The following is a 24,194-nucleotide window of genomic DNA, read 5'->3' as shown; positions in this document are numbered from 1 at the left end:
GCCGCGCAATAACAGAGATGGCGATCCAGGTCCGCGCTTTCTGCGGACATGGATCGCCATCGTCATCGTGCGCCGCCAGGGACTCGAACCCCGGACCCGCTGATTAAGAGTCAGCTGCTCTAACCAACTGAGCTAGCGGCGCCTGCTGACGGAGATAACTCTACCTGACCTTGAGGGGTGCCTTCGACCACCTCCGGATGGCCGGAGGGGTGCCGGGTGGCCGCGTACATCATTCGGACCGTCAAAGTGGCGGCCCGCTGGACAGTTGGGAAACTGACCAACGTGCACACACGCGGACAAATTACCTCTGAATGTGAGGCAGATCTCATGACCGCTCCGGTGTTCGTGGGCCGCCGTACGCCGCCGGGCCGCCCGGTCGGCCGCCCGGCCGCCTGTGGTCTCGTCGCCGCCGCCGCGGTCGCCCTCCTCGGCGCGGCCGCCCCGGCCGCCGCCCTCCCCGTCGCCCGGCCCGCCGTCCAGCGCCCCCACGTCCACGCGGGCAACGGGCCCGACACCCCGCAGGGTGGCCGGTCCGGGCTGCACGGCAAGAGCGCCGGCCCCGCCAACCCCGCCAACGTCCCCGCCACCACCCGGGCCGAGATCATCAATCGGGCCAAGGTCTGGGTGGCGGCGAAGGTGCCGTACAGCATGAGCACCTACTGGTCCGACGGGTACCGGCAGGACTGCTCCGGCTACGTCTCCATGGCCTGGAACCTCGGGACCAACGAGTGGACCGGCAGTCTCGGCTCGTTCGGCGTGAAGATCACCAAGGAGGAGCTGGAGCCCGGCGACATCCTGCTCTACCACAACCCCGACAACCCCGAGAAGGGCTCCCACGTGGTGATCTTCGGTGGCTGGACCGACTACACGCACGGCTCCTACACGATCTACGAGCAGACACCCCCGAACGCCCGCAGCCAGCCCACGCCCTACCCGTACTGGAGCAACGCCGACAAGTACGTCCCGTACCGCTACAAGGGCGTGACCCCGGCCACCGCGGGCGCTCCCGCGGACGACGGCAAGGGCAGGGCCCGCCACCTCGTCCGGTCCGCCGCCACCGGCCACCCGGCCCGGCCCGCCTCGCACGGCGTGCCCGGCTATCCCGGCCGCGCCTTCTTCCTGCCGGGCGCGGAGAACGACCACGTCACCCAGCTGGGCCGCCGGCTGGTGGAGAAAGGGTTCGGCAGGTTCTACGCCACCGGCCCCGGCCCGGTCTGGAGCGAGGCGGACCGCCGTGCCGTCGAGGCGTTCCAGCGCGCCCAGGGCTGGCGGGGCGGCGCGGCGGACGGCTACCCGGGCCCGGAGACCTGGCGCCGGCTCTTCCTGACCGCCGGCCCGGACCACGTGACCGGCATCTGACCCGTAACTCCCCACTCGTCCCCCGGAGGTACGAATGAGTACGACCACGTCACACACGCCGCCCGAGTCCGAGGGGCGACCGGAGGCCGCCGTGGGTCCGGGCGGCCTGCCGGGCCCGCTGAGCCAGAACGAGACGACCGCCGAGATCCCCGTCACGCTGCCCTTCCCCGGCAGCCCCGACCCGTCGCATCCGGTGAAGGTGCCGCCCAAGCCCGCCGCGGTGCGCCGCCGCCCGCTGCCGGAGGTCGACCCGGAGCTGGCCGAGCGTGCCGCGCGGGTGCTGCCGGGGGCGGCCGGCGTGCTCACCGGGGTGTGCGGGATCGCCGGATGCGTGGCGACGACGTGGTGGGCGGGGCTGCTGCCCCGGGTCGCGACGCACGCGCTCGGGCTGCCGGTGCCCGCCGGGGCGGGTCTCGGACCTGCGCAGTGGGCCGCGTACGCCGGGGCCTGGGTGCTCGGCGCGCTCGGCTTCGGCGGGCTGACCCGCGGGCGCACCGGACGGGCCTGGGTGCTCGGCCTGTTCGGCCGCTACCGGGGGACCGTCCGGCGCACCGGGCTGCTGTGGGTGAACCCGATGCTGCCGCGCCACGGGGTGGACCTGCGGCTGCGGCACTGGCGCAGCGAGGAGATGGCGGCGGCGGATCCGGACGGCACGGGGCTCCGGGTGCAGGTCCTCGTGGTGTGGCGGGTCCGTGACACCGCGCGGGCGGTGTTCGGCGTCGCGGACCACGAGACGTACCTGCACGCGTGCGTGGAGGCGGCGCTGGCCCGGGTGCCCGTGGAGCCGGAGGGCGAGACGGAGGACGGCATGACGGTGGCCGGGGACGCGCTGACCCGGCTGGTGGCGGCGGAGAGCGCGCCGGTCGGCCTGGACGTCTTCTCGGTCCAGCCGGTCCAGGTGGAGTACGCCCCCGAGATCGCCGCCGCGATGCACCGGCGCCGGATCGCCCGGCTGGACGCCCGGCAGCGGGCCCGCATGCTCAGCTCGGTGGTCGACTCGGTGGAGGACACGGTGGCCCGGCTGACCGGGCGCGGCCTGGTCGAACTCGACGACCACGAGCGCAAGGTGCTGGTGCGGGATCTGACGGTCGCCTTCTGTTCGGGGCGCGGAGAGCCGGCGTAGCGCACGCTGCGATTGGTATGGACATGTTCAAAGGGCGGCAATAACCTGACACTTGGTCTAGACCTAACCGCACCACCTGCACAGCTCACCCGAACTCCCCACGTTCTCGAGGAGCGGCAGCATGCGCACCAAGACCAAGTTCCCGGCGTTGTCCGCGGTCGTGCTCGGGGTGGTGACCGCCGTCGCGTTCGCGCTCTCCACCGGCGGCGCCAGCGGGCACGGCTACACCGACCTCCCCGTCAGCAGGCAGAAGCTCTGCGCCAACGGCACCGTGACGAACTGCGGCGACATCCAGTACGAGCCGCAGAGCGTCGAGGGCCCCAAGGGCTTCCCGGCCGCCGGGCCCGCCGACGGCCAGATCTGCAACGGCGGCCTCGACCGGTTCGCCCAGCTCAGCTCACCGACCACGCCCTCCGGCGGGGCCTGGCCCACCACCCGGGTGACGGGCGGCCAGACGTACACCTTCCGCTGGCAGTTCACCGCCATGCACGCCACGACCGACTTCACGTACTACGTCACCAAGCAGGGCTGGGACCAGAACCACGCCCTGTCCCGCTCGGACCTGGATCTCACCCCGTTCCTGACAGTGCCGTACAACGGCCAGCGCCCGCCGGCCACCCTCAGCCACAGCGGCACCCTGCCGAGCGGGCTGAGCGGGCACCACGTCATCCTCGCGGTGTGGACGATCGCCGACACGGGCAACGCGTTCTACGCCTGCTCGGACGTCACGTTCTGAGGTTCCCCTGAGCCCATGGCGCGGCCGGCGTGGGTAGGTTCCTGCCACGCCGGCCGACCGGGGCCGGTGCACACCGTGCGGGGGGACTCATGGAGGCGATGTTCTACGTCGCACCGGCGCTCATGATCGCCATGGCGGTCCGCGCCCTGGTCAGGCTGCTCGGCCGGGCCCGGGAGGTGCGCGCCGCCTGGATCGGCGGACTGACGGCCGAGGCGCGCTGCCTGCGGACGTACACGACGGCCAGCGGCGGCGGGGAGAGCTCCGTCAGCACGACGCTGCATCACGTGTACGAGTTCACCACCGGCGGGGGCCGCGCCGTCCGCTTCGAGGAGAGCAACGGGCCGGGGACGGTCGTCGAGGGCGACGTCGTCACCGTGCACTACACGGCCGAGCGCCCCGAGCGGGCGACCGCGCACGCCCCGGCGCCCGGCAGACTCGTGGCCGAGTCGGGCTGCCTGCTGGCGTTCCTCGGGGTCTTCATCGCGGGCTGCGTCGCCTTCATGGTCAGCGCCCACCTGATGTTCTCGGCCGCGGACGGCTTCTTTCCCTAGTCTCCCGAACTGACGCAGTGTCGACGTGGAAGACGCCGAAGGGCCCCTCGCTCTCGCGAGGGGCCCTTCATCCGTGTGCGCCGCCAGGGACTCGAACCCCGGACCCGCTGATTAAGAGTCAGCTGCTCTAACCAACTGAGCTAGCGGCGCATGACTCCCGCCCTCCGCCGGATTTTGTCTCCCGCGGCTGGCGACGAAGAAAATACTACCTGGTCCCGAGGGGTGCTCGTGACCAGCTCCGGGCCGCCCTAGAGCGTGAGCGACAGCAGCAGTGGCGCCGCGTTGCGGTTGAGCGCGTCCGCGGCCTGCTTCAGCCGGTGGGCGTGCTCCACCGGGAGGGACAGGGCGAGGCAGCCCACCGAGGAGCCCGCGGTGATCGGGACGGCCGCGCAGACCGTGCCGACCGCGTACTCCTGGAGGTCGAGCACCGGCACCGTCGGCGGCTGCGACTCCAGGCGGGAGAGCAGCAGCTTGTCGCTGGTGATGGTGCGCGAGGTGAGGCGGGCCATCCGGTGCCGGGAGAGATGGTCGCGCCGGCCGTTGTGGTCGAGCTGGGTCAGCAGGCTCTTGCCGACGGCGGTGGCGTGCGCGGAGTAACGGAAGTCCACCCATTCGTTCACCGCCGGGGTGGCCGGGCCGGCGGCGTACTGGGTGACCCTGACCTCGCCGTCGACGTACCGGCTCATGTAGACCGCCGCGCCGACCGAGTCGCGCAGCCGGTCCAGGGTGTGCTGGAGCTTCTCGCCCAGGGCCTGCTCATGGTCGTGCGCCGAGGTGAGGCGGCGCAGGGTGTCGCCCGTGACGTACGCCCCGTCGCCGATCTGCTCGACGTAGCCCTCGCGGCGCAGCATGCGCAGCAGCGCGGAGAGCCGCTCGGAGCCGAGGCCGGTGCCGCGGGCCAGCTCGGTGTCGGTGACCCCGGCGGAGTGGCGCGCCACGGTCTCCAGTACGCGCAGCGCGTCCTGGGCCGAATGGTACGGGGCGGTCGGCTCGTGCGTCAGTGCCACGGTGTTCCCCCCTGGCTCGCCTGTCTGGCCGCGAAATCCGGTCGGCGGATCGGTACCACGATATCGGGCAAAGGGTCCCTGGGGAGAGGGTGTTGGCGAGATTGTGGTGTTCACCGTCCTCGCCCCAGCCCTCTCCCAACTGCGGTACCAACCCCCTGGCATATGCCAAGGGCACCGTCATAGGACCGCGCTGAGGAATTCCCGGGTGCGCTCCTGCTCCGGGTCGCTGAAGATCCGCTCCGGCGGGCCCGACTCGATGACCCGGCCGCCGTCGAACATCAGGACCTGGTCGGAGATGTCCCGGGCGAAACCCATCTCGTGGGTCACGCAGAGCATCGTGATGTCGGTGGTGCGGGCGATGTCCCGGAGCAGGTCGAGGACGCCCGCGACCAGCTCCGGGTCGAGCGCGGAGGTCACCTCGTCGAGCAGCAGCACCCGCGGCCGCATCGCCAGTGCGCGGGCGATCGCCACCCGCTGCTGCTGCCCGCCGGACAGCCGGGTCGGCTTCGCGTCGCACTTGTCGGCGAGCCCCACCAGCTCCAGCAGCTCCCGGGCCCGCGCCTCGGCCTCGTCCGGGGACAGGCCGAGGACCTGCACCGGCGCCTCGGTGATGTTGCGCAGCACGCTCATGTTCGGGAAGAGGTTGAAGTGCTGGAAGACCATCCCGATCTTCTTGCGGACCTCGCGGATCTCCTTCTCCGGGGCCGGGAACAGCGGCTGTCCGTCGACGGTGATCGTGCCCTCGTCCGGCTTGGTGAGGGTCATCAGCAGCCGCAGGATCGTGGTCTTGCCGGAGCCGGAGGGGCCGATCAGCGTCACGTGCTTACCGGGCTGGACGGAGAAGTCCAGCTGGTCGAGGACGGTGTTCGAGCCGAAGCGCTTGGTGACCTTCTCCAGCCGGACCAGCTCGCCCGGCACGCCCTCGGCGACGGTGGACTTCGTACGGGGTTCAACGGACAAGGCGTCGCTCCAGAGCTCGCAGCAGCAGGGAGGCCGGGAAGGAGATGAGGATGAAGGCCACACCGATCACGGTGAGGGGCTCGGTGAACTGGAAGTGCTGCTGGGAGAAGAGCCGGGCCCGGCCGAGCATCTCCAGCACGGTGATCACCATCAGCATCGGGGTGTCCTTCAGCATGGCGATCACGTAGTTGCCGAGCGCGGGGATCACCCGGCGGATCGCCTGCGGCAGGATCACCGCGGTCCAGGTCCGCCGCCGGGGCAGGTTCAGCGCCGTCGCGGCCTCCCACTGGCCGACCGGCACGGCCTCGATGCCGGCCCGGTAGACCTGCATCGTGTACGTCGAGTAGTGCAGGCCGATCGCGAACACGCCGGTGGCCAGCGCCGAGAAGGTCAGGCCCCACTCGGGCAGTACGTAGAACAGGAAGAACAGCTGCACCAGCAGCGGGGTGTTGCGCACGAACTCCGTGACGATCCCGACCGGCCAGCGCACCCACCGGGTCGGCGTCCGCATCAGCAGCGTCCACACCAGGCCGAGCGTGAACGACAGCAGCGAGCCGAGGGCCAGGATCTGGAGGGTGACGAGCAGCCCGTGCCAGAACTCCGGCATGAAATCGCGTACGGCGTTCCAGTCCCACTTCATGCGACGCCACCCCCCACTCCGGTCGTCTGCGCCCGCTTGAGCGCACGCGCCGCCGGCTCGCTCCCCGCGTCCCTGCCGATCCCGGCCTTCAGCCTCTTCTCCAGCACCCGCATCAGCCGCGTCAGCACGAAGGCGATCGCGAAGTAGATCAGCAGCACGTACGTGTAGATCTCCGCGCTCTGCTGCAGCGCGAGCCGCACCAGGTTCGCGCTGAACGTCAGATCGCCCATGCCCATGACCGACACCAGCGCGGTGCCCTTGAGCAGCTCGATCAGCAGATTGCAGAAGGACGGGATCATCTCCGGCACCGCCTGCGGCAGCTCGATCAGCCGAAGGCGCTGCCAGGGCGTGAAGCTGAGGGCCACTCCGCCCTCCTTCTGCGCCGGGTCGACCGCGTTCAGCGCGCCGCGCACGATCTCCGAGCCGTACGCGCCGTACGTCATCCCTAGCGCCAGCGTGCCCGCCCACATCGGCACCAGCTGCCAGCCGAACGCGATGGGCAGCACGAAGAACACCCAGAAGATCATCACCAGCGCCGAGGTGCCGCGGAACACCTCGGTGTAGAAGCCGGCGACGAAGCGCACGAGCCGGCTGCGGTGCGTGCGCGCGACGCCGACGACGAAGGACACGGCGGTGGCCAGCAGGGCGCTGAACACCAGCAGCTGGATCGTGGTCCAGACGCCCTTCAGTACGAGTTCCCACAGTCCCGAGGTCATCCGCCGCACAGCTCCTTCGCGGTGAGGTCGGTCATCTCGGCCTCGGTGAAGCCGAAGGGTTTCAGGATCCGGAACAGCTCCCCGCTCGTCTTCAGCTTGTGCAGCTCGACGTTGAACGCGTCCCGCAGCGCCGTCTCGGCGGACCGGAACGCGAAGGCGCCGCCGTCGACGTGCGGCTTGCCCTTGACGAGCGGTGCGAACGGCGCGGTGGCCTCCGCCTTGCTCGACTTCTTCACGACCGCGCGGACGGTGAGCGCCGTACCGGCGAAGACGTCGACGCGGCCCGCCTCCACCGCGTTCAGCCCGGCGACCTGGTCCGGCACGATGAGGATGTCGCCCTGTTGGTACCCGGCCCCGACGGCGTACTCGATCTCGGCGTACCCGGTGCCGGTGGCGAACTTGGCCTTCTTCGCGACGACGTCCTTGTAGCTGTGCAGCCCGAGCGGGTTGCCCTTGCGCACGATGAAGGAGTCCAGCATCTGGTAGTCGGGGTCGGCGAAGATCACCTGCTGGCAGCGCTCCGGGTTGACGTACATCCCGGCCGCGACGACGTCGAACTGCTGGGAGTTGAGCCCCGGGATCAGCGAGCCGAACTCCGTCGGCACCGGCTGCACCCTGCCGACCCCGAGCCGCCTGAAGACGACCTTCGCCAACTCCGGTGCCTCGCCCGTGAGATGGCCGTTCTTGTCGATGTACCCGAAGGGGATCTCCCCGGCGATCCCGAGCCGGACGACCCCCTGCGCGCGGAGCCGTTCGAGCAGGTCACCTCCCGGCTTGTCCGACGCCGAGGCCACCCGCGTGCACCCGGCGGCCCCCAGCGCCCCGAGGGCGGCGAGCCCGCCGAGACCGCCGAGCACGGACCGCCGGCTGTGTCTGTGTACCGACCGGAATGTGTGTACGTCGTTCCCAAGTGGTGGAGCCATGGCGGCGCGGCTACCCAAGCGCACCCGGGCTATGCACCCTGGTTACATGGCCGATCGATTCGTCACCGTCTCACTCGACACGCGGGACGTGCACTGCACGGCCCGCCTCCTGACCGACCGCGCGCCCCTGACCTGCGAGGCCGTCTGGCAGGCCCTGCCCCTGTCCGGAGACGTCTACCACGCCAAGTACGCGCGCAACGAGATCTACGCCCTCTTCCCGCCGTTCGCCTCCACGGAACCCCCACTGGAGAACCCGACGGTCACCCCGATTCCCGGCGACCTCTGTTACTTCTCCTTCGCGGGCGCCGAGCTGGGCACCAAGGCCTACGGCTACGACCGCGAGGTCCGCCCCGGCAGCACCGTCGTCGACCTGGCCCTGTTCTACGAGCGCAACAACCTGCTGCTCAACGGGGACGTGGGCTGGGTGCCCGGGATCGTCTGGGGCCAGGTGACCGACGGCCTCGACCGGATGGCCGAGGCCTGCAACGACCTGTGGCGGACCGGCGCGGCGGGGGAGACGCTCAGCTTCCGGCGGGCGTGACGGTCGCGAGCCGGGCGATCCGCGCCTCGTACAGCGCGTGCGCGGCGCGTAGCACCAGGTCGTCGTGGTGTCGGGCCGTCACGGGTTGTATCCCCGCCGGGACGGTCGTGGTGGGGGAGATGTTCAGCTTTCGGCGGGTGTGATGGTCGTGGGCGAGGGGATCCCTGCCTCGTACAGTGCGTGTGCGGCGCGTAGCACCAGGTCGTCCCGGTGGCGGGCCGCGACGAGTTGCATCCCCACCGGCAGTCCGGCCCCGTCCGTGCCCACCGGGACGGTCGCGGCGGGCTGCTGGGTGAGGTTGAAGGGGTAGGTGAAGGGGGTCCAGCCGGTCCAGCGGCGGTGCGCCGACCCCTTCGGCACCTCCTCGCCCGCCTCGAACGCCGTGACCGGCAGCGTCGGCGTCACCAGCAGGTCGTACGTCTCGTGGAAGCGCCCCATGCGCCGCCCGAGGTCCATGCGGACGTCCACCGCGGCCAGGTAGTCCAGCGCGCTGTACCGGGCGCCCTGGACGCAGACCTCCCGCAGGCCGGGGTCCAGCAGCTGCCGCTTGTACGGCGAGAAGCGCTCGGTGAGCCGGGCCGCGCCGCTGAACCACAGGGTGTGGTACGCCTCCACCGGGTCGCTGAAGTCGGGGTCGGTCTCCTCGACGTACGCGCCGAGCTCGGCGAGCCGGGCCACCGCCCGCCGGACCGCCGCCGCGACCTGCGGATCCACCGCCACCTGGCCGCCCAGCGACGGCGAGTACGCCACTCGCAGGCCGTGCACCCCGCCCGCCAGGCCTTCCGTGAAGGAACCCGGTGCGGGCGGCAGGGCCGACCAGTCGCGCGGGTCGGGGACGCCGATCACGTCCAGCATCAGCGCCGCGTCCGCCGCGTCCCGGGTCATCGGGCCCACGTGCGACAGCGTGCCGTACGCGCTCGCCGGGTACAGCGGCACCCTGCCGTAGGTCGGCTTCAGGCCGAAGATCCCGCAGAACGCGGCCGGGATCCGGATGCTGCCGCCGCCGTCCGTGCCCAGCGACAGCGGGCCCGCGCCGAGCGCGACGGCGGCCGCGCTGCCACCGCTGGAGCCGCCGCTGGTCCGGGACGGGTCGTGCGGGTTGCGGGTGATCCCCGACAGCGGGGAGTCCGTCACGCCCTTCCAGCCGAACTCGGGGGTCGTGGTCTTGCCGAGGAACACCGCGCCGTGCTCGCGCAGCCGGGCCACCGAGGGGGCGTCCTCGGTCCAGCTCCCTTGATCAGAGACAGTCCTGGAGCCGCGCAGGGTCGGCCACCCGCGCGTCAGCAGGATGTCCTTCACCGTGACCGGCACCCCGTCGAGCAGCCCCGCCGGCGCACCGCGCCGCCAGCGCGCCTGCGCCTCCCGGGCCCGCGTGAGCGCGTCCTCCTCGGTGAGCCGGACGAACGCGTTCACCTCCGGCTGGATCCGCCGGGCCCGTTCCAGCGCCTGTTCGGTCGCCTCCACGGGACTGAACTCGCCCTTGCGGTATCCGTCGAGGAGCTGGACGGCGGTCAGGTCGGTGAGCTGCATGCACCCTCCTGGAGGTTCAGTGACCGGGGACGTAGCCGCGCTTCTTGTCGACCACGTTCACCAGTGATCTGCCCGCGGCCCACCGCTCGTACAACTCCACGAACTGCCGGCCCAGTTCATCGCGCCAGCCGACCGTGTCACCGCTCATGTGCGGCGAGACGATCAGCCCGGGCAGACCCCACAGCGGGCTGTCCCCGGGGAGGGGCTCGGTCGTGAACACGTCGAGGGCGGCGCCCGCGATCCAGCGCCGGGTCAGGGCCCGGGCGAGGGCGTCCTCGTCCACGAGCCCGCCGCGGCCGACGTTCACGAAGAACGCGGACGGCTGCATCACGCCGAAGCGGTGGGCGTCGAACATGTGGTGCGTCTGCTCGGTGAGCGGCGCGGCCGCGATCACCCAGTCCGCGCGCGAGACCAGCCGGTCCAGGTCGGCCGGGCCGTGGATGCCGGTCCGCGGGGTCCGCCCGACCAGCGCCGTCGTCACACCGAGCGCCTTCAGGGTCCGTACGATCGCCCGGCCGATCGGGCCCGAACCGACCACGCACGCGCGCGTGCCCGCCACCCGCCGGCTCTCCCGGTGCCGCCAGGCCCGCTCCCGCTGGTGCTCCAGCGTGCGCGGCAGATCCTTGGCCACGGCCAGCACCAGCGCCGCCACGTACTCGGCGATCGGCTGGTCGAAGATCCCGCGCGCGTTGGTCACGACCGTGTCGGACGCGGCCAGCTCCGGGCACATCAGATGCTCCACACCCGCGCTCGCCGTGTGCACCCAGCGCGGCCGGGGCCCGTCACCCGGCCAGGCCTCGCGCACCGCGTGCGAGGTGAAGTCCCAGACCAGCAGCACGTCCGCCTGCGGCAGCCGCTCGGCCAGCCGGTCCGCGCCGGTGTGCACGACACGGGCGCGACCGGTGAGGCTGCCGAGGCGCGGGAGGGGCTCGGCGTCCAGCACGAGCAGCGTGGGGCGCGTGGGAACGGTCGTCATACGGGGCGGCTCCGGGCGTCTGACGTGCACGGATTGTCCGCGCATTATGCGCGGATTGACCACGCTCGCACCCGAACCTACCTTCGTCAACACGGGCGTACTCGCGATCCGTTGCCCGCTCGCCCGCCGCTGTTCGCTTCCACTCGTCCACTCGTCGTGAGGCCGGTGCCTGCCATGGACGTTTCCTTTCTGGGCGGACCCTGTCCGCAGCGCGGTGTGGGGGTCGTCGCCCCTTTTGACTTCGCCCTCGACCGGGAGCTGTGGCGCTGGGTGCCCGACGAGGTGTCGCTGCATCTGACCCGCACGCCGTTCGTACCGGTCGAGGTGAGCCTGGATCTGGCCCGGCTGGTCAGCGAGCACGAGACCCTCGGCGACGCGGTCCGCGCGCTGACCGCCGTCGCCCCCGAGGTCGTCGCCTACGCCTGCACCTCGGGCAGCTTCGTCGGCGGGATCGCCGGGGAGCGGGCGATGTGCGCGGCGATGAGCCTCGCCGGCGCCCCGCCCTCGGTGACGACGTCCGGCGCGCTGCTGGAGGCGCTCGCCGAGCTGGGTGTGCGCCGGGTCGCGCTGGTCACGCCGTACACGGTCTCCGTCACCCGGGTGCTGGAGGAGTTCGTCGCCGAGGCCGGGGTGCGGGTCACCGGGTGCGCCTTCATGGGGCTGACCCGGGAGATCTGGCGGGTCCCTTACCGGGACGTGGTCGCCATGGCCCGCCAGGCGGTCGGCCCCGGCCGGGCCGACGCGCTGTTCATCTCCTGCACCAACCTGCCGACGTACGACGTGATCCCCCAGCTGGAGGCCGAGCTGCGCATCCCGGTGCTGTCTGCCAACCAGGTCACGATGTGGGCGGCGCTGCGCAGGCTGGGTACCCGAGCGGTGGGGCCCTATCAGGCGCTGCTCGACGAGTCGGCGCGGGTGTGGCCGCCGCCCGTGCCCCCGGTACTGCCGGAGGAGACGCAGGAATACTGAATCAGGAATCAGGAATACGGAAAAGGACGGACATGACCGCACTCGGATTCCTCTACCCCGGCCACTCCGGCGAGGACGACTACCCGCGCATCGAGCAGCTCCTCGGCAGCGACGTCCGGCTGGACCTGGTCCACACCGACATCGGCGAGGACGCGCACCGGGTGGACGCGCTGCGCGAGATGGGCTCGCAGGAGCGGCTCGCGGCGGGGATGGCCCAGCTGCGGCTGACGGGCGCGGAGACGGTGGTGTGGGCGTGCACCAGCGGCAGCTTCGTGCACGGCTGGGACGGCGCCCGCGACCAGGTGCGCGCCCTCGCGCAGGTGGCCGGGATGCCCGCCTCCTCGACCTCGTTCGCCTTCGTGCACGCGGCCCAGGAGATCGGGGTACGGCGGGTCGCCGTCGGCGCGACCTACCCGGAGGACGTGGCCGGGCTGTTCGCCGGCTTCCTGCGGGCCGGCGGTCTGGAGGTGACCGCGGTGCGCCCGTCCGGGATCGTCACGGCGGCCGAGGTCGGCACGTGGGGGGAGCAGGAGGTGCTGGCGCTGGCCCGCGCGGCGGACGGCTCCGGCGCGCAGGCGATCCTGCTCCCGGACACGGCCCTGCACACGGCCGCGTATCTGCCGCGGCTGGAGAGGGAGCTGGGCAAGCCGGTGCTCACGGCCAACCAGGTGACCGTGTGGGAGGGGCTGCGGCTGGCGGACCGGCGGGTGAACGCGCCGCGGCTCGGGACCCTGTTCACGCGCGAGCCGATCATCCAGGTCTGAGTCCGGGACAAGGGGCGGTACGCGAGGCCGGAATAACCGGAGAGTGCCTCCTGTTATGGGCGGACGCACAGCTCACGCCATTTCACAGGAGGCCACACCGTGTCGGCAGACGAGGCAGACGAGATCCGGGGCACGACGCACGGGAGCGCCCCCGTCCCCCTCTCCGTACTGGACCTGGTGACCGTCGGCGCGGGCAGTACCGCGAGCGACGCCCTGCGCACCAGCGTCGAGCTGTCCCGGTACGCGGAGGCCCGGGGCTTCACCCGGTACTGGGTCGCCGAGCACCACTCCATGCCCGGCGTCGCCTCCTCCTCGCCCGCGGTGATCCTCGCCCACCTCGCCGCCCACACCGAGCGCATCCGGCTCGGCTCGGGCGGCGTCATGCTGCCCAACCACGCGCCGCTCGTCATCGCCGAGCAGTTCGGCACGCTGGAGGCGATGGCCCCGGGCCGCGTCGACCTGGGCCTCGGCCGGGCGCCGGGCACGGACGGCGCCACCGCCGCGGCCCTGCGCCGCAGCGACACCCTGAGCGAGGGCGCCGACGACTTCCCGCAGCAGCTCGCCGAGCTGACCCGCTTCCTGGACGACGACTTCCCCGACGGGCATCCGTACGGCCGTATCCACGCCATCCCGGGCCCCGTCCAGGCCACCAGCCCCGGCGGTGTCCAGTCCCCGCACCGGCCGCCGATCTGGCTGCTCGGCTCCTCCGGCTTCAGCGCGCGCCTCGCCGCGATGCTGGGCCTGCCCTTCGCCTTCGCGCACCACTTCTCCGCGCAGAACACCGTCCCGGCCCTCGACCTGTACCGCGAGACCTTCCGGCCCTCCGCGGTCCTCGACGAGCCGTACGCCCTCATCGGCGTGTCCACGCTCGCCACGGACGACCCGCGCGAGGCCCGCCGCCAGACCCGGGCGATGGCCCTGAACATGCTCCGGCTGCGCACCGGCCGCCCCGGTCTCTTCCCCGACCCGGCCGAGGCCGAGAAGCACGAGTTCAGCCCGATGGAGGAGGAGTTCATCGGCTCCTGGACGGCCAACATCGTGCACGGCACCGCCGACGAGGTCCGCTCCGGCCTGGACGACCTGCACAAGTGCACCGGCGCCGACGAGCTGATGCTCGTCTCCCACGCCCACCGCGGCGAACTGCGGCTGCGCTCCTACGAGTTGATCGCCGACGCCTACGGACTGCCGAAGGCCTGACGCCACGGCCGCGAGGGCGCGGGACAGCCGGGACGGCCGCGCCGGTCAGGGCCGGGGGCAGACGTCGGTGCCGAGCAGCTCGGAGATACGATCCGGCGGCACCGGGCGGGAGTACAGCCAGCCCTGTCCGGTGTCGCAGCCGATCCGGCGCAGCCGGGTGGCCTGCGCGGAGGTCTCCACGCACTCGGCGGTGACCGTGATGCCGAGCCGGTGGGCCAGCTGGATCATCGCCTCGACGATGACCTCGTCCGCCGGGTTGGGCGCGATCGCCTTCTGGTCGCCCTCGTACTGGAAGCCGCGCACGAAGGAGCCGTCCAGCTTCAGCGTGGAGACCGGCAGCCGGCTGAGGTAGGCGAGGTTGGAGTAGCCGGTGCCGAAGTCGTCGATGGCGATGCGCACGCCCATGTCGCTGAGCGCCTGGAGGGCCTGCAGCGGGCGGCCCGCCGAGCCCATCACCGCCGACTCGGTCAGCTCCAGCTGGAGCAGATGCGGCGCGAGCCCGGTCTCGGCGAGCACCTGCGCCACGTCGGCGACCAGGTCGGAGTCCCACACCTGCCGTACGGCCACGTTGACGCTGACGAAGATGGGCGGCTCGCCGGGGTGGTCCAGCTGCCAGCGGCGGGCCTGCCGGCAGGCGGTGTTCAGCGCCCAGCGGCCCAGCTGGACAATCGAGCCGTCCTCCTCGGCCAGTCCGATGAACCGATTCGGCGTCAGCGTGCCGAACTGCGGGTGATGCCAGCGCACCAGCGCCTCGACCCCGGACAGCCGGCCGTCCTCCATGCCGACCAACGGCTGGTATTCCAGGGCGAATTCACCGCGCTCGATGGCGGGGCGCAGGGTCGAGGACAGGGCCTGCCGGGTCATCCGGTGCGCGTTGCGCTCGGGGTCGAACAGCGTCCAGCGGCCCTTGCCGTCGGCCTTCGCCCAGTACAGGGTCGTGTCCGCCGCCTGCATGAGACCGGTGGCCGACGTCCCCGCCGCGTGGCGCTCCACCACCCCGATCGACGCGGTCAGCGACAGCCGCTGTCCGGCCAGGTCGAAGGGGTCCTCCAGGGCCTTCAGCGCCGACTCGGCGAGATCGGCGAGCTGTTCGGTGCCGGTGGAGTCCTCGACCAGCAGCGCGAACTCGTCACCGCCGAGCCGGGCCACCAGGGGGGTCACGGCGCGGGCGTACCCCGCCTCGTCGGCGACCCGGGTCAGCCGCTCGGCGACGGCCGCGAGCAGCCGGTCGCCGACGCGGTGGCCGAGGGTGTCGTTGACGGCCTTGAAGCCGTCGAGGTCCAGATAGCACAGGCCGATCCGCCCGGTGCCGCTCTGCTCGTACGACTCCGCCTCCAGCGCGCCCGAGAGCCGCTCGAAGAAGAGCGTGCGGTTGGGCAGCCGGGTCACCGGGTCGTGCATCTGCAAGTGCCGCAGCCGCGCCTGGAGTTCACGGCGGGCGCTGATGTCCGCGACCGACAGCAGCACCCCGGGCTCCCCGACCGCTCCGTCGGTGAGCGGCGACACGGTGATCTGCACCCACACCGAGTGCCCCGCGGGGTGTTTGAGCCGGCGGGTGCAGCGCAGCCGGGCCTGCCGGCCGCGCAGGACCTCGCGGTAGGCGTGCCAACTGCGGGCGTCCGAGGCCAGGTCCACCAGATCGGCGGCGACCCGGCCGGTGAGGGGGGTGTCGGCGGACGTGCCGAGAAGCTCCCCGAAGGCCGCGTTGGCGCGGACGACGAGTCCCGCGCGGTCCACGACGGCCATGGCGAGCGGGGCCGCCGCGAAGACACGGTGATAGATGGCGTGGTCACTGTCTGTAACGGCTGACCGGTCGAGGTCTGCCGCGGGCGTCGGCCCTTCGGACGTTCCGCTCACCGCTCGCTCCCGCAGTGCACTCGATCTCTGTCCGTGCCGGAAAGTGTGCCGATCATAGAGGCTGGCCCCGGGCCCTTCCAGCCACTCTCCAGTGTCCCGGATCGAGCAAGGGTTCTGACAGATCGTTTCTGCCCGCACCTGGGCGGGTTCTTCAAGCCGCCGACCAGTTGTGACGTTCCGTGAGTGATGCGGGGTGTCGAGCGCCGGGGTGCGCCGGTGCGCGGCGGGGCGCGCTCACCCTTCCGGTGCAGGCAAACAGGGCATGGCGTAATAAACGGCATCAATCTGGAGGATGGGTCCCTGATTCGCGTCCGGAGGTCACGTCCGTGCCCAAGCTGCGCAGCACCGCCGCCGTGTGCACCACGCTGTCGGCGCTGGCCGCCACCTCGATCCTCGGCAGCCCCTCGGCCGCCGAGCCCTTCTCCACGACCCCCTGCACCCTGCACCGCACCGACGACCACCACTCGGAGGGCCTGGACTCCTGGAACCCGGACTACACCCGCCCGACCGGCGCCCTCGACGCCGTCCTCGTCTTCCTCTCCTTCCCGGACGCCACCCCCCGACTGAGCCCCGCCCAGCTGACGGCCGATCACTTCCCGGCCACCAGCCGCTACTACGAGCAGGCCTCCTACGGCCGTTTCACCCTGCGCCCCCACCCGGTGAGCCACTGGCTGCGCATGCCGAAGCCGTCCACGGCGTACGCCATGAAGCGCGACTGGAGCGCCGAGAACCGCGGCACCTACCTGCGGGACGCGTTCGCGGCGGCCGACAGGGACGTGGACTTCTCCCGCTATCAGGTCGTGTACCTGGTCGCCGACCCGGACGCGCCCGGCGTCGACTCGGACGCCACGAAGGTCGTGAACCTCGACACGCCGATCCACGTGGACGGCACGGACGTCCGACGGGTCGTCACGGTCTTCGAGAAGCACCCGCCGGACCGGCTGGTCCTCGCCCACGAGACCGGCCATGTCTTCGACCTGCCGGACCTCTATCACCGCCCGGTCGACGGCAAGGGCGACTGGGACACCTACGTCGGCGACTGGGACCTGATGGGCAGTCAGTTCGGCCTCTCGCCCGACCTGTTCGCGTGGCACAAGTGGAAACTGGGCTGGCTGGATCCGCGCCAGGTGGTGTGCGTGCGCGGCGCACGGCCGACCCGGCTGACCCTGGAGCCGCTGGAGGCCGGCCCCGGCGTCCCGGTGCAGGACGCGGCGGGCGCCCCGGCCTTCGGTCTCGGGCACGGGGTGAAGCTGGCGATCGTCCGCACCGGCGTCGACAGCGCCCTCGCCTTCGAGGTGCGCAGCGCGGCCGGCAACGACCGGGCCGCCTGCAGGCAGGGCGTCCTCGTGTACCGCGTCAGAAGCGGCGCGCAGTCCGGGGCCGGCCCGGTGGAGGTCGTCGACGCCCACCCGCACACCGAGGCCTGCTGGGAGAACTCGGTCCATCCGGCCCTCGCGGACGCCCCGGTCGCACTCGGCGAGAGCTTCACCGTGCCGGGGGACGACGTGAAGGTGGAGGCCGAGGGCCGGACGGCGTCGGGGGCGTGGACGGTGCGGATCACACCGGGGCTGAAGGACGAGGGCTGAGCGCCGGGCGCGTCGAGGGGTGTGTGCGTACGAGGCTTGTACATGAGAGAACGGCGGGCCTGATTCTTTCGAATCGGACCCGCCGTTCTTCACGCGCGTGCGCCGCCAGGGACTCGAACCCCGGACCCGCTGATTAAGAGTCAGCTGCTCTAACCAACTGAGCTAGCGGCGCCTGCTGACGTCGTAGACCTTAGCATCCTGGTCGGCGGGAGGAAAAATCGATATCCGCACCGCAGCGCGCGCGGCTCGTACGGCCGCCCAGAGCACCACCTCGGGCCCCGGCAGCCACGGGTGCCGCTGGTCCGGCGCCACCAGCCAGCGTGACTCGCTCACGGCGGGGGCGTCGCCGTACGGGGCGGGGACGGTCACCGCGTCGCCGGTGCCGTGGCACAGCAGCGGCGGCACCGCCTGCGTACGGTGCGAGCCCCACTCCTCCCAGGCCAGCAGCGAGGGCAGCCGCTGGGCCGTGCCCGGGGTGGAGAACAGCAGCATGCGGCCCCGGAACATCGCGACCGGGCCCGAGCCCGGCCCCTCGTCCCACAGCTGGTCCAGCATCCGGCGCCCGAAGACCGCGGGGGCGCTCACCACGTCGAAGGCGGTGCCGCAGGGCAGGACGACCGGGGCGTCGGGGTGCTCCTGCCAGTGGGCGAGCGTGCTCCGGGGATATGTCCCTGTCGAAGCGAGCCAGGCGACGCCGTCGGCGGTGACGCGGGTGACGTTCGGTGTGCTGCTCATACCCACCAGGTGTACCGGGGGTGAGCGGGCCGTTCTTCTGAGTTGCCGAAAACCGGGACAACGGGGGTGGGGGAGGAGTATCTTGCCCGCCTGGCATATGCCAGGCGGGTTGACGTATCGCGTTGACGTACCGGGTTGACGCCGCCGACGCTCACACGGGGTCGGCGATCAGACGGGGTCGGGGGTCGTCCGCCCCTCGCTGTCGCCCCGCAGCAGGTCCCGGCCGAACTCGACCATCCTCTTCGCGTAGTCCTCGGTCCACTCCGCGCGCTCGGCGATGTCGGCCGGGGTCAGCCGGTCGAAACGACGCGGGTCGGCGAGCTGGGCCGCCGCGATGGCCTGGAACTCCATCGCCCGGTCGGCGGCCGCGCGGAACGCCTGGGTCAGCTCCGTCGCCCGGGCCAGCAGCGCCCGCGGATCCTCGATCGACTCCAGGTCGAAGAAGTGCTCGGGATCGGCGACCGCTTCCACGGGCTCGAAGAGCAGGGGCGCGGGGCGTAGCCGCGGTTCGTCACGACGCGGCGTGGGCTCCGCCATGTCTTGTCTCCTCCTCGTACGGTTCGCTGGGCACCACCTTCGGTGGGCCACCGTCCATTGTCCCGCGCCCCCGCAAGAGCCCCTCACGGGTGACCTACGGCCGCCGGCTGACCCGGTGTTCCGTGAGGCGGGCCAGGACCGCGTGGTCCGCCTCCCAGCCGTCCGGGCTGTTCCCGATGGCCGCCTCCGGCGGCGTGCCGGGCTTCGTCCGGCCGGGTGGCGGCGATGAGCTGGGTGCTCGTCGGCCGGGTGCGGGGGCGCGGCGGTCAGGGACGCCAGACCACCCGGTGCTCGGACCAGTGGTCCCATGTGGACATCATTGCCTCCCAGCCGTCCGGGCTGTTCCCGATGGCCGCCTCCGGCGGCGTGCCGGGCTTCGTCCGGCCGGGTGGCGGCGATGAGCTGGGTGCTCGTCGGCCGGGTGCGGGGGCGCGGCGGTCAGGGACGCCAGACCACCCGGTGCTCGGACCAGTGGTCCCATGTGGACATCATTGCCTCCCAGCCGTCCGGAAACTTCACCAGTGTGCCCAGCTGGACCGGGTCCGTGGAGGGGTAGTCGTCGAGGAGGTCGGCCACACCGGCGCGGCACACCACGATGCACGCATGGCGGTGCCGGGAGGCGAGGACGCACAGGCGGCCGGTCTCCAGGTGGAACGCCGTGGCGTCGGGGCGGCCGGAGAGCGGGTGCAGGACGACCGTGACGTCGTACTCGCGGCCCTGGAGCCGGTTGGCCGTGTCGACCGTCACGTCCGCCGCGCCCAGCTCGGCGAGGGCCGCGCGGACCGCCGCCGCCTGGTCGCGGTGGGCCGTGCCGACGGCGACGCGGTCGGGGGTGAGGGGGGACGGGTCCTCGGAGCGCTCGGAGGTGGCCGCGCCGCCCCGGTCCAGCAGCCGGCGGACCACCGCCGCCACCGCGCGCACCGCCTCCGGATCCGTGCGCGGAGTGTGCCGGGCGGGCAGCTCCAGCAGGCCCCAGCCGGAGCGCGCCGCCTCGTCGATCACCCGGTCCGGGCCGGAGCCGTCGGACGGGACGGCGAAGGCCAGGCGCCGGTCGCCGTGGTCCGTGCCGCTGCGGAACGGGGTGTACGGGTAGAACGCGTCCGAGACCAGCGGGGCCGCCGAGGCCGGGAGCCGCCAGGACACCGGCAGGCGGTGCTGCGGCAGGGCCGGGTTGTGCGCCAGGAGCGTGCTGACGGCGGAGGCCGAGGGGTCGTACGACAGGCCCGCCCACTGCTCGCTGCCGACGATCGCGAACGGGTCCAGCTGGCCCGGGTCGCCCACGAACAGCGCCCGCTCGAACAGCCCGGCCACGGCCAGCAGCGAGTCCGAGCGCATCTGGTACGCCTCGTCCACGATCGCGTGCCGCCACGGCTCGTCCACCGTGACGTGCGCCCACTTCGCGGCCGTGGACAGCACGACGGGCAGCTCCTTCAGATCGGCGGCCTTCGCCGAGGTGCGGACCTGGGGCAGCTCGTCCAGCGCCGGGTCGTACGCGTCCGCGTCGCTGCTGTGCAGGCGGCCGACGGGCAGCTCCGGGTCCTTCTCGGCGAGCCGCAGGACCAGGTCGTCCACCTGGGCGTTCGTCTGGGCGACGACCATCAACGGGCGTCCGGCGTCGGCCAGTTCGAGGGCCGCGCGGACCACCAGCGTGGACTTGCCGGCGCCCGGCGGGGAGTCCACGACCACGCCCCGCTCGGTGCCGTGCAGGGTGTCGCGCAGGATCGCGTCGGTGGCGCGGGCGGCAGCGGCTCCGGGGTCGAAACCGACCGCCGACGCGGGATGCGCGGGACTCACAGGACGTCCTCCTCGGTCACGGCGTCGGGCGCCTCCGGCGCGGGCTCGCCCGGCGGGCCGCCGTGCGTCCACGGGGTCTCCTCCGGACCGGGCAGCTTCGCGCCGCCGCGCTGCTCGTGCTCGAACAGCGTGAAGCAGATCCGGTCGCCCTTCTCCGGCACCGAACCGGGCTCCGGCTCCTTGCCGCGGCCCATCTTGTCCAGCACCCGCAGGACCAGCACCCCGCCGGCCTCCTGCCCGACCACCTCCGCCGACTGCGGTCTGCCGCCCAGCGAGCGGTACACCTTCGCCCGCTCGGCCGCCTGCGGCCGGTCGTCCGTGCGGACCGTCACCAGCGGGCGCGGGCTCGGCCGCTTTCCCTCGCTGTACGCCATGACGACATCGATCACCTCGGCCGCGAACGCCTCCCCGGCCAGCCGCCGTCCCGCCATCACCAGCGGGTCGTCCAACGCCTCCTGCGCCTCCAGCCGGGCCTGCTCACGCTCGCGCGTGGCCAGCTTGTTCGCCGCCGTCACCGCGTCGTCCCGGCGCGGCTGCGGGGGCTCGCCGGCCAGCACCCGGTCCCGGTGGCCCGTGAACGACCAGCGGTCCCGGATCCAGCGCTCCTCGGCGTACGCGCCCTGCGGCAGTTCCCGCAGCAGGTCCAGGCCTCGCCACACCGCGTCCCAGGTCGGCCGGGTACGGCTTGCCACCAGGTCGCGGATCTCCCGCTCGGCCGCCGTGAGCGTGGCCAGCCGGTCGTCGGCGGCCACGGCGTCCTCGGCGGCGGCGAGCGCGGCACGCGCGCGGTCGTAGCGTTCGATCGCCGGGGCCAGCAGCTTGTTGTCGAACGCCGGGTCGGTGGCCGGACCGGCGGGCGGGCAGAGCAGCTGGCCGCCGGCGTCCCGGGCCAGCTCGGCCGTGCGCGCGGCCTCCGCGCCCGATGTGCCCTCGGGAGGGTCGATCCAGGCGAGCAGCGCGCCCAGGTGCTGGTCCTCCAGGCTGGACTGGCCGGTGGCCCAGTGCCGGGAGAGTACGTCTGTGAGGGCGAGCAGCAGCGCGGAGCCGGGGACGCGGGCCCGCTCGCCGTAGTGGGTCAGCCAGCGGCCCAGCAACGGGATGTGCGGCGGCGCCGGATGGGGCGCCTCCGGGTCCTGCTCGGCCGTACGGCGAAAGCGCGTCGAGCGGCCCAGTAGCCGGACGAGGTCCAGGCCCGCCCGGCTCGGCACGATCAGCTGGGGCGCGTCCGCGCACAGCTCGACCTCGACCTTGACCCGCTTGCCGGTCTCCGGGTCGGTCTCGGTGCGCTCGGCCGCCTCCACCGACTCCGCGTGGGAGTCGATGTACGGCAGCACGACGTCGGCCAGGTCGGCGAGGAAGCCGAAGCGCAGGTCGCGGTCGCGGGGCTGCGGCACGACCAGCAGGCGGGGCGCGTCCCGGTCGGTGCCGACCAGCGCGCCCAGCGGGGCGCCGGTCTCACCGGCGGTGGTGAGCGGCACGAACACCAGCGGGCGCGCGGACAGATGCCGGTGCCGGACAGTCGCGACGGGCTGGGCCCGGCCGCTGTCGACGGCCTCGAACCGGGCCAGAGTCGTGATCAGCGACACGCGGCCACCCCCTCCGGTCCTGCGGTGCGCATGGCTGGTGCGCTCGCCAGTGCCTCGGCGCGCAGGGCGGCGGCGCGGCGCAGGGCCGCGATCGCCGGGTCGGCCGGGTCGCCCGCCTCGCCCCGGGCCGCCGCGAGGACGTCCTCGACCGTGGCCAGACCGCCCAGTTCGGCGCGCAGCGGGCGGCCGAGACGGGTGACGGCGCCCGCCGCACGCGCGCGGTCCCGGCAGTGGAAGGCCAGCTCGCACGCGGACAGGCACTCCGGCGCGTACGTCGCCGGGACCGCCGCAACGGCCGCCGTCAGTTCTCCGGTACTGCGGTCGGGCGCGAAGCACGCGCCCTCGGGCAGGGACTCGGCGATCTCCTCGATCCGGGTGAGCCGGGCCAGCTGGCGCGCGGTGACGGCGCGCTGCTTGCGCACGTCCACGGCTGATCCGGCCGCCAGGTTGGAGAAGTCCTTCGGGCACACCAGCAGCACCCGGTGCCGCACGCGCGGGGCCGGAGCGCTGCCATGGGCACTGTGCATCCGGGGCGCTTCAGCCGGCTCCGCGCCGAGGCGCCCGGCCACCTCCTCCAGGGCCAGCACGTACACCGCCGCCTGGCGGGCCGCCGCGCCGACCTTCGCCGGATCCGCCGCGCCGTCCAGCATCGGGAAGGACTTGATCTCCACCACCGACCAGCTGCCGTCGGGGTGCACCACCACCGCGTCCGGCTCCAGGAAGGCGAGCGAACCCGCCACGTCCAGCGCCAGCATCGGATGGTCCAGCAGCGTCCAGCCGCCCGCCCGCGTGGCTTCCCGCAGCGCCAGCGCCGTACGCGCCGTACGCCCCTCGGGGCCGTGCGCGGTCAGGTCGGGCACGGCGGCCCCCTCGGGCGGCACGGCGCCCGGGTCGAGGCAGGCGTGCGCCAGGCGCAGCAACTCCGCGCCGCCGTCCGCCTTCACCCGCGCCTCGAACGCGTTGCCCCGCGTCAGCGCGAACTGCGACTGCCCGAAACCGGACGGCGCGCCCAGCGCGCTCGCCAGCCGTGCCTTGTCCACCCCGGCGCCGTCCAGGATCGCCCGCCTGCGGCACCCGGGGTTCGCGGCGAGCGCCGCGAGGGCGCGTGCGTCCAGCGCCTTGGCCGGTACGTCGGGACCGCGCAGCTCAGCGAGCCGTTGCCGCAGCCCCTTCGCCCTCGTCGCTGGGGGAGGTGTCGGGTTCGGCCCCGGCGTCGAGCCGAGACTCGCGCTGCCGTGGAATTCGCTCACCCGCGGAAGTCTGGCATCCGCCACTGACAATCGGGGAAACCGTGGCGTCGGCGACGGGTGTGAGACGCGGGAACAGACGGGCCCGGGCCCGGTCCAGGACCCGCATCACCCGCGGCGCCAGCAGGTGTCCGACGCCCATCACGGCGACGCCCGCGACCGCGTCCAGCAGATAGTGGTTGGCGGTACCCATGACCACCAGCGCGGTGCCCAGCGGGTAGGCGACACCGAGGATCTTCGCCGCGCGCGTGCCGCTGTGCCGCCAGAGCATCACCCCACACCACAGCGCCCAGCCGACGTGCAGGCTCGGCATCGCCGCGTACTGGTTGGTCATCCCGCCCAGCCCGCGCGGTGCGCTGGCGTCTCCGCCCCACCAGCCGTAGGAGCTGTAGTGCGCCATGGTGTCCACGAAACCGTGCCCGGCGGCGAGCAGCCGGGGCGGGCAGGTCGGCAGCAGCGTGAAGCCGATCAAGCCGATGAACGTGGACGTCATCAGCCAGGTGCGGGCCCGTCGGTAGTGCGCGGAGCGGGCCCGGAACAGCCAGATCAGGATCGCGGGTGTGATCAGGTAGTGCAGCGAGGCGTACCAGAAGTCCGCCGGTACGCCGAGCCAGGGCTCGCGCGTGAAGAGCCGGTTGAGCGGGTTCTCGGCGTTGATGTGCAGGGTGTTCTCGATGCGCAGGATCGCCAGGCCGTGGTCCACGGCGGAGGCGACGTCACCGCGCACGAGCAGGCGGCCCGCCGAGTAGCAGCCGTAGACCAGGAGGATCAGCGGCAGCTCGGTCCACCAGCGCAACCGGGTGGGCGGGACCGCCCCGGTGCTCGGTGTCTCGGTCGGCATCGTTCGCCCTCCCCCTTGT

The 24,194-nt window shown here is 72.7% G+C and carries 23 protein-coding genes and 3 tRNA genes; 9 read left to right on the top strand and 17 right to left on the bottom strand.

What is annotated here, in order from left to right:
• Nucleotides 1–68 precede the first annotated feature (68 nt).
• Nucleotides 69–142: transfer RNA gene (locus tag BIV25_RS11825), tRNA-Lys, on the bottom strand.
• Nucleotides 143–327: 185 nt separating this feature from the next.
• On the opposite strand from BIV25_RS11825, the gene BIV25_RS11820 reads away from it, so the two are divergent.
• The 4 genes from BIV25_RS11820 (at nucleotide 328) to BIV25_RS11805 (ending at nucleotide 3,769) form a co-directional block, all read left to right on the top strand.
• Complete coding sequence (locus BIV25_RS11820; RefSeq protein ID WP_079176581.1) at nucleotides 328–1,359, top strand: peptidoglycan-binding protein; 1,032 nt, start codon at nucleotides 328–330, stop codon at nucleotides 1,357–1,359.
• 34 nt (nucleotides 1,360–1,393) lie between these two features.
• A complete protein-coding gene (locus tag BIV25_RS11815; protein ID WP_071372194.1) occupies nucleotides 1,394–2,482 on the top strand; it encodes an SPFH domain-containing protein in 1,089 nt (362 codons plus the stop codon).
• Nucleotides 2,483–2,603: 121 nt separating this feature from the next.
• On the top strand, nucleotides 2,604–3,218 hold the full coding sequence (locus BIV25_RS11810) for a lytic polysaccharide monooxygenase (protein WP_071372193.1): 615 nt from the start codon (nucleotides 2,604–2,606) through the stop codon (nucleotides 3,216–3,218).
• 89 nt (nucleotides 3,219–3,307) lie between these two features.
• Nucleotides 3,308–3,769 carry a DUF3592 domain-containing protein gene (locus tag BIV25_RS11805; protein ID WP_071372192.1) on the top strand — a complete coding sequence of 154 codons (462 nt, stop codon included), beginning with the start codon at nucleotides 3,308–3,310 and terminating at the stop codon, nucleotides 3,767–3,769.
• Between the two features lie 76 nt (nucleotides 3,770–3,845).
• On the opposite strand, the gene BIV25_RS11800 is transcribed toward BIV25_RS11805, so the two are convergent.
• From BIV25_RS11800 to ehuB, 6 genes are all read right to left on the bottom strand, one after another.
• A tRNA-Lys gene (locus BIV25_RS11800) sits at nucleotides 3,846–3,919 on the bottom strand.
• 98 nt (nucleotides 3,920–4,017) lie between these two features.
• Nucleotides 4,018–4,776 carry an IclR family transcriptional regulator gene (locus tag BIV25_RS11795; RefSeq protein ID WP_071372191.1) on the bottom strand — a complete coding sequence of 253 codons (759 nt, stop codon included), beginning with the start codon at nucleotides 4,774–4,776 and terminating at the stop codon, nucleotides 4,018–4,020.
• A gap of 177 nt (nucleotides 4,777–4,953) precedes the next feature.
• Nucleotides 4,954–5,736, bottom strand: a complete 783-nt coding sequence (ehuA, locus tag BIV25_RS11790; protein ID WP_071372190.1) for an ectoine/hydroxyectoine ABC transporter ATP-binding protein EhuA — start codon at nucleotides 5,734–5,736, stop codon at nucleotides 4,954–4,956.
• The gene (gene ehuD / locus BIV25_RS11785; protein ID WP_071372189.1) at nucleotides 5,726–6,376 is read right to left on the bottom strand and encodes an ectoine/hydroxyectoine ABC transporter permease subunit EhuD; all 651 of its coding nucleotides are present in this window, start codon (nucleotides 6,374–6,376) and stop codon (nucleotides 5,726–5,728) included. Before ehuD ends, ehuA begins: the two co-directional genes overlap by 11 nt.
• The gene (ehuC, locus tag BIV25_RS11780) at nucleotides 6,373–7,092 is read right to left on the bottom strand and encodes an ectoine/hydroxyectoine ABC transporter permease subunit EhuC (RefSeq protein ID WP_071372188.1); all 720 of its coding nucleotides are present in this window, start codon (nucleotides 7,090–7,092) and stop codon (nucleotides 6,373–6,375) included. The genes ehuD and ehuC overlap by 4 nt, the downstream gene beginning before the upstream one ends.
• Nucleotides 7,089–8,015: an ectoine/hydroxyectoine ABC transporter substrate-binding protein EhuB gene (ehuB, locus tag BIV25_RS11775; RefSeq protein WP_071372187.1), complete on the bottom strand. Its 927-nt coding sequence runs from the start codon at nucleotides 8,013–8,015 to the stop codon at nucleotides 7,089–7,091. Before ehuB ends, ehuC begins: the two co-directional genes overlap by 4 nt.
• 46 nt (nucleotides 8,016–8,061) lie before the next feature.
• Here ehuB and BIV25_RS11770 point away from each other — a divergent pair, with 46 nt between their 5' ends.
• Entirely contained in the window at nucleotides 8,062–8,556 is a 495-nt protein-coding gene (locus BIV25_RS11770) for a DUF3830 family protein (RefSeq protein WP_071372186.1), read from the top strand.
• A 123-nt stretch (nucleotides 8,557–8,679) separates the two neighbouring features.
• Here BIV25_RS11770 and BIV25_RS11765 read toward each other — a convergent pair whose 3' ends face one another.
• Together BIV25_RS11765 and BIV25_RS11760 are read right to left on the bottom strand one after the other, a co-directional pair.
• Complete coding sequence (locus BIV25_RS11765) at nucleotides 8,680–10,086, bottom strand: amidase (protein WP_071372185.1); 1,407 nt, start codon at nucleotides 10,084–10,086, stop codon at nucleotides 8,680–8,682.
• Nucleotides 10,087–10,102: 16 nt separating this feature from the next.
• On the bottom strand, nucleotides 10,103–11,062 hold the full coding sequence (locus BIV25_RS11760; protein ID WP_071372184.1) for a D-2-hydroxyacid dehydrogenase: 960 nt from the start codon (nucleotides 11,060–11,062) through the stop codon (nucleotides 10,103–10,105).
• A 174-nt stretch (nucleotides 11,063–11,236) separates the two neighbouring features.
• Here BIV25_RS11760 and BIV25_RS11755 point away from each other — a divergent pair, with 174 nt between their 5' ends.
• The 3 genes from BIV25_RS11755 (at nucleotide 11,237) to BIV25_RS11745 (ending at nucleotide 13,992) form a co-directional block, all read left to right on the top strand.
• Entirely contained in the window at nucleotides 11,237–12,031 is a 795-nt protein-coding gene (locus tag BIV25_RS11755; protein WP_071372183.1) for an aspartate/glutamate racemase family protein, read from the top strand.
• A 32-nt stretch (nucleotides 12,032–12,063) separates the two neighbouring features.
• Nucleotides 12,064–12,795 (top strand): aspartate/glutamate racemase family protein, encoded by a 732-nt coding sequence (locus BIV25_RS11750; protein ID WP_071372182.1) that lies wholly within the window; start codon nucleotides 12,064–12,066, stop codon nucleotides 12,793–12,795.
• Between the two features lie 99 nt (nucleotides 12,796–12,894).
• Nucleotides 12,895–13,992 (top strand): LLM class flavin-dependent oxidoreductase, encoded by a 1,098-nt coding sequence (locus BIV25_RS11745; protein ID WP_071372181.1) that lies wholly within the window; start codon nucleotides 12,895–12,897, stop codon nucleotides 13,990–13,992.
• A gap of 45 nt (nucleotides 13,993–14,037) precedes the next feature.
• Here BIV25_RS11745 and BIV25_RS11740 read toward each other — a convergent pair whose 3' ends face one another.
• Entirely contained in the window at nucleotides 14,038–15,849 is a 1,812-nt protein-coding gene (locus BIV25_RS11740; RefSeq protein ID WP_071372180.1) for a bifunctional diguanylate cyclase/phosphodiesterase, read from the bottom strand.
• Nucleotides 15,850–16,175: 326 nt separating this feature from the next.
• Here BIV25_RS11740 and BIV25_RS11735 point away from each other — a divergent pair, with 326 nt between their 5' ends.
• Complete coding sequence (locus BIV25_RS11735; protein ID WP_071372179.1) at nucleotides 16,176–17,435, top strand: M6 family metalloprotease domain-containing protein; 1,260 nt, start codon at nucleotides 16,176–16,178, stop codon at nucleotides 17,433–17,435.
• Between the two features lie 98 nt (nucleotides 17,436–17,533).
• Here BIV25_RS11735 and BIV25_RS11730 read toward each other — a convergent pair.
• From BIV25_RS11730 to BIV25_RS11700, 7 genes are all read right to left on the bottom strand, one after another.
• Nucleotides 17,534–17,607, bottom strand: a tRNA-Lys gene (locus BIV25_RS11730).
• Complete coding sequence (locus tag BIV25_RS11725) at nucleotides 17,598–18,170, bottom strand: bifunctional DNA primase/polymerase (protein WP_071372178.1); 573 nt, start codon at nucleotides 18,168–18,170, stop codon at nucleotides 17,598–17,600. The genes BIV25_RS11730 and BIV25_RS11725 overlap by 10 nt, the downstream gene beginning before the upstream one ends.
• A gap of 168 nt (nucleotides 18,171–18,338) precedes the next feature.
• Nucleotides 18,339–18,707, bottom strand: coding sequence for a hypothetical protein (locus tag BIV25_RS11720; RefSeq protein WP_071372177.1), 369 nt, complete (start codon nucleotides 18,705–18,707; stop codon nucleotides 18,339–18,341).
• A 438-nt stretch (nucleotides 18,708–19,145) separates the two neighbouring features.
• Nucleotides 19,146–20,501 (bottom strand): AAA domain-containing protein, encoded by a 1,356-nt coding sequence (locus tag BIV25_RS11715; protein ID WP_071372176.1) that lies wholly within the window; start codon nucleotides 20,499–20,501, stop codon nucleotides 19,146–19,148.
• Nucleotides 20,498–22,087, bottom strand: coding sequence for a hypothetical protein (locus BIV25_RS11710; RefSeq protein ID WP_071372175.1), 1,590 nt, complete (start codon nucleotides 22,085–22,087; stop codon nucleotides 20,498–20,500). The genes BIV25_RS11715 and BIV25_RS11710 overlap by 4 nt, the downstream gene beginning before the upstream one ends.
• Entirely contained in the window at nucleotides 22,078–23,337 is a 1,260-nt protein-coding gene (locus BIV25_RS11705) for a hypothetical protein (RefSeq protein ID WP_371273014.1), read from the bottom strand. Before BIV25_RS11705 ends, BIV25_RS11710 begins: the two co-directional genes overlap by 10 nt.
• Complete coding sequence (locus BIV25_RS11700; RefSeq protein WP_071372173.1) at nucleotides 23,234–24,175, bottom strand: phosphatase PAP2 family protein; 942 nt, start codon at nucleotides 24,173–24,175, stop codon at nucleotides 23,234–23,236. The genes BIV25_RS11705 and BIV25_RS11700 overlap by 104 nt, the downstream gene beginning before the upstream one ends.
• Nucleotides 24,176–24,194 lie beyond the last annotated feature (19 nt).

The organism is Streptomyces sp. MUSC 14 (assembly GCF_001866675.1).
GTDB lineage: Bacteria > Actinomycetota > Actinomycetes > Streptomycetales > Streptomycetaceae > Streptomyces.
This window is presented reverse-complemented; position numbering and strand designations above follow the sequence as displayed.

Excerpts from the sequence above, each read along its gene's own strand:
- BIV25_RS11760 (WP_071372184.1), bottom strand. The coding sequence starts at position 11,062 with ATGACGACCGTTCCCACGCGCCCCACGCTGCTCGTGCTGGACGCCGAG.
- BIV25_RS11725 (WP_071372178.1), bottom strand. The coding sequence starts at position 18,170 with ATGAGCAGCACACCGAACGTCACCCGCGTCACCGCCGACGGCGTCGCC.
- BIV25_RS11815 (WP_071372194.1), top strand. The coding sequence starts at position 1,394 with ATGAGTACGACCACGTCACACACGCCGCCCGAGTCCGAGGGGCGACCG.
- BIV25_RS11770 (WP_071372186.1), top strand. The coding sequence starts at position 8,062 with ATGGCCGATCGATTCGTCACCGTCTCACTCGACACGCGGGACGTGCAC.
- BIV25_RS11765 (WP_071372185.1), bottom strand. The coding sequence starts at position 10,086 with ATGCAGCTCACCGACCTGACCGCCGTCCAGCTCCTCGACGGATACCGC.
- ehuD (WP_071372189.1), bottom strand. The coding sequence starts at position 6,376 with ATGAAGTGGGACTGGAACGCCGTACGCGATTTCATGCCGGAGTTCTGG.
- BIV25_RS11750 (WP_071372182.1), top strand. The coding sequence starts at position 12,064 with ATGACCGCACTCGGATTCCTCTACCCCGGCCACTCCGGCGAGGACGAC.
- BIV25_RS11805 (WP_071372192.1), top strand. The coding sequence starts at position 3,308 with ATGGAGGCGATGTTCTACGTCGCACCGGCGCTCATGATCGCCATGGCG.
- BIV25_RS11755 (WP_071372183.1), top strand. The coding sequence starts at position 11,237 with ATGGACGTTTCCTTTCTGGGCGGACCCTGTCCGCAGCGCGGTGTGGGG.
- BIV25_RS11820 (WP_079176581.1), top strand. The coding sequence starts at position 328 with ATGACCGCTCCGGTGTTCGTGGGCCGCCGTACGCCGCCGGGCCGCCCG.
- ehuB (WP_071372187.1), bottom strand. The coding sequence starts at position 8,015 with ATGGCTCCACCACTTGGGAACGACGTACACACATTCCGGTCGGTACAC.
- BIV25_RS11810 (WP_071372193.1), top strand. The coding sequence starts at position 2,604 with ATGCGCACCAAGACCAAGTTCCCGGCGTTGTCCGCGGTCGTGCTCGGG.
- ehuC (WP_071372188.1), bottom strand. The coding sequence starts at position 7,092 with ATGACCTCGGGACTGTGGGAACTCGTACTGAAGGGCGTCTGGACCACG.
- BIV25_RS11720 (WP_071372177.1), bottom strand. The coding sequence starts at position 18,707 with ATGGCGGAGCCCACGCCGCGTCGTGACGAACCGCGGCTACGCCCCGCG.
- BIV25_RS11700 (WP_071372173.1), bottom strand. The coding sequence starts at position 24,175 with ATGCCGACCGAGACACCGAGCACCGGGGCGGTCCCGCCCACCCGGTTG.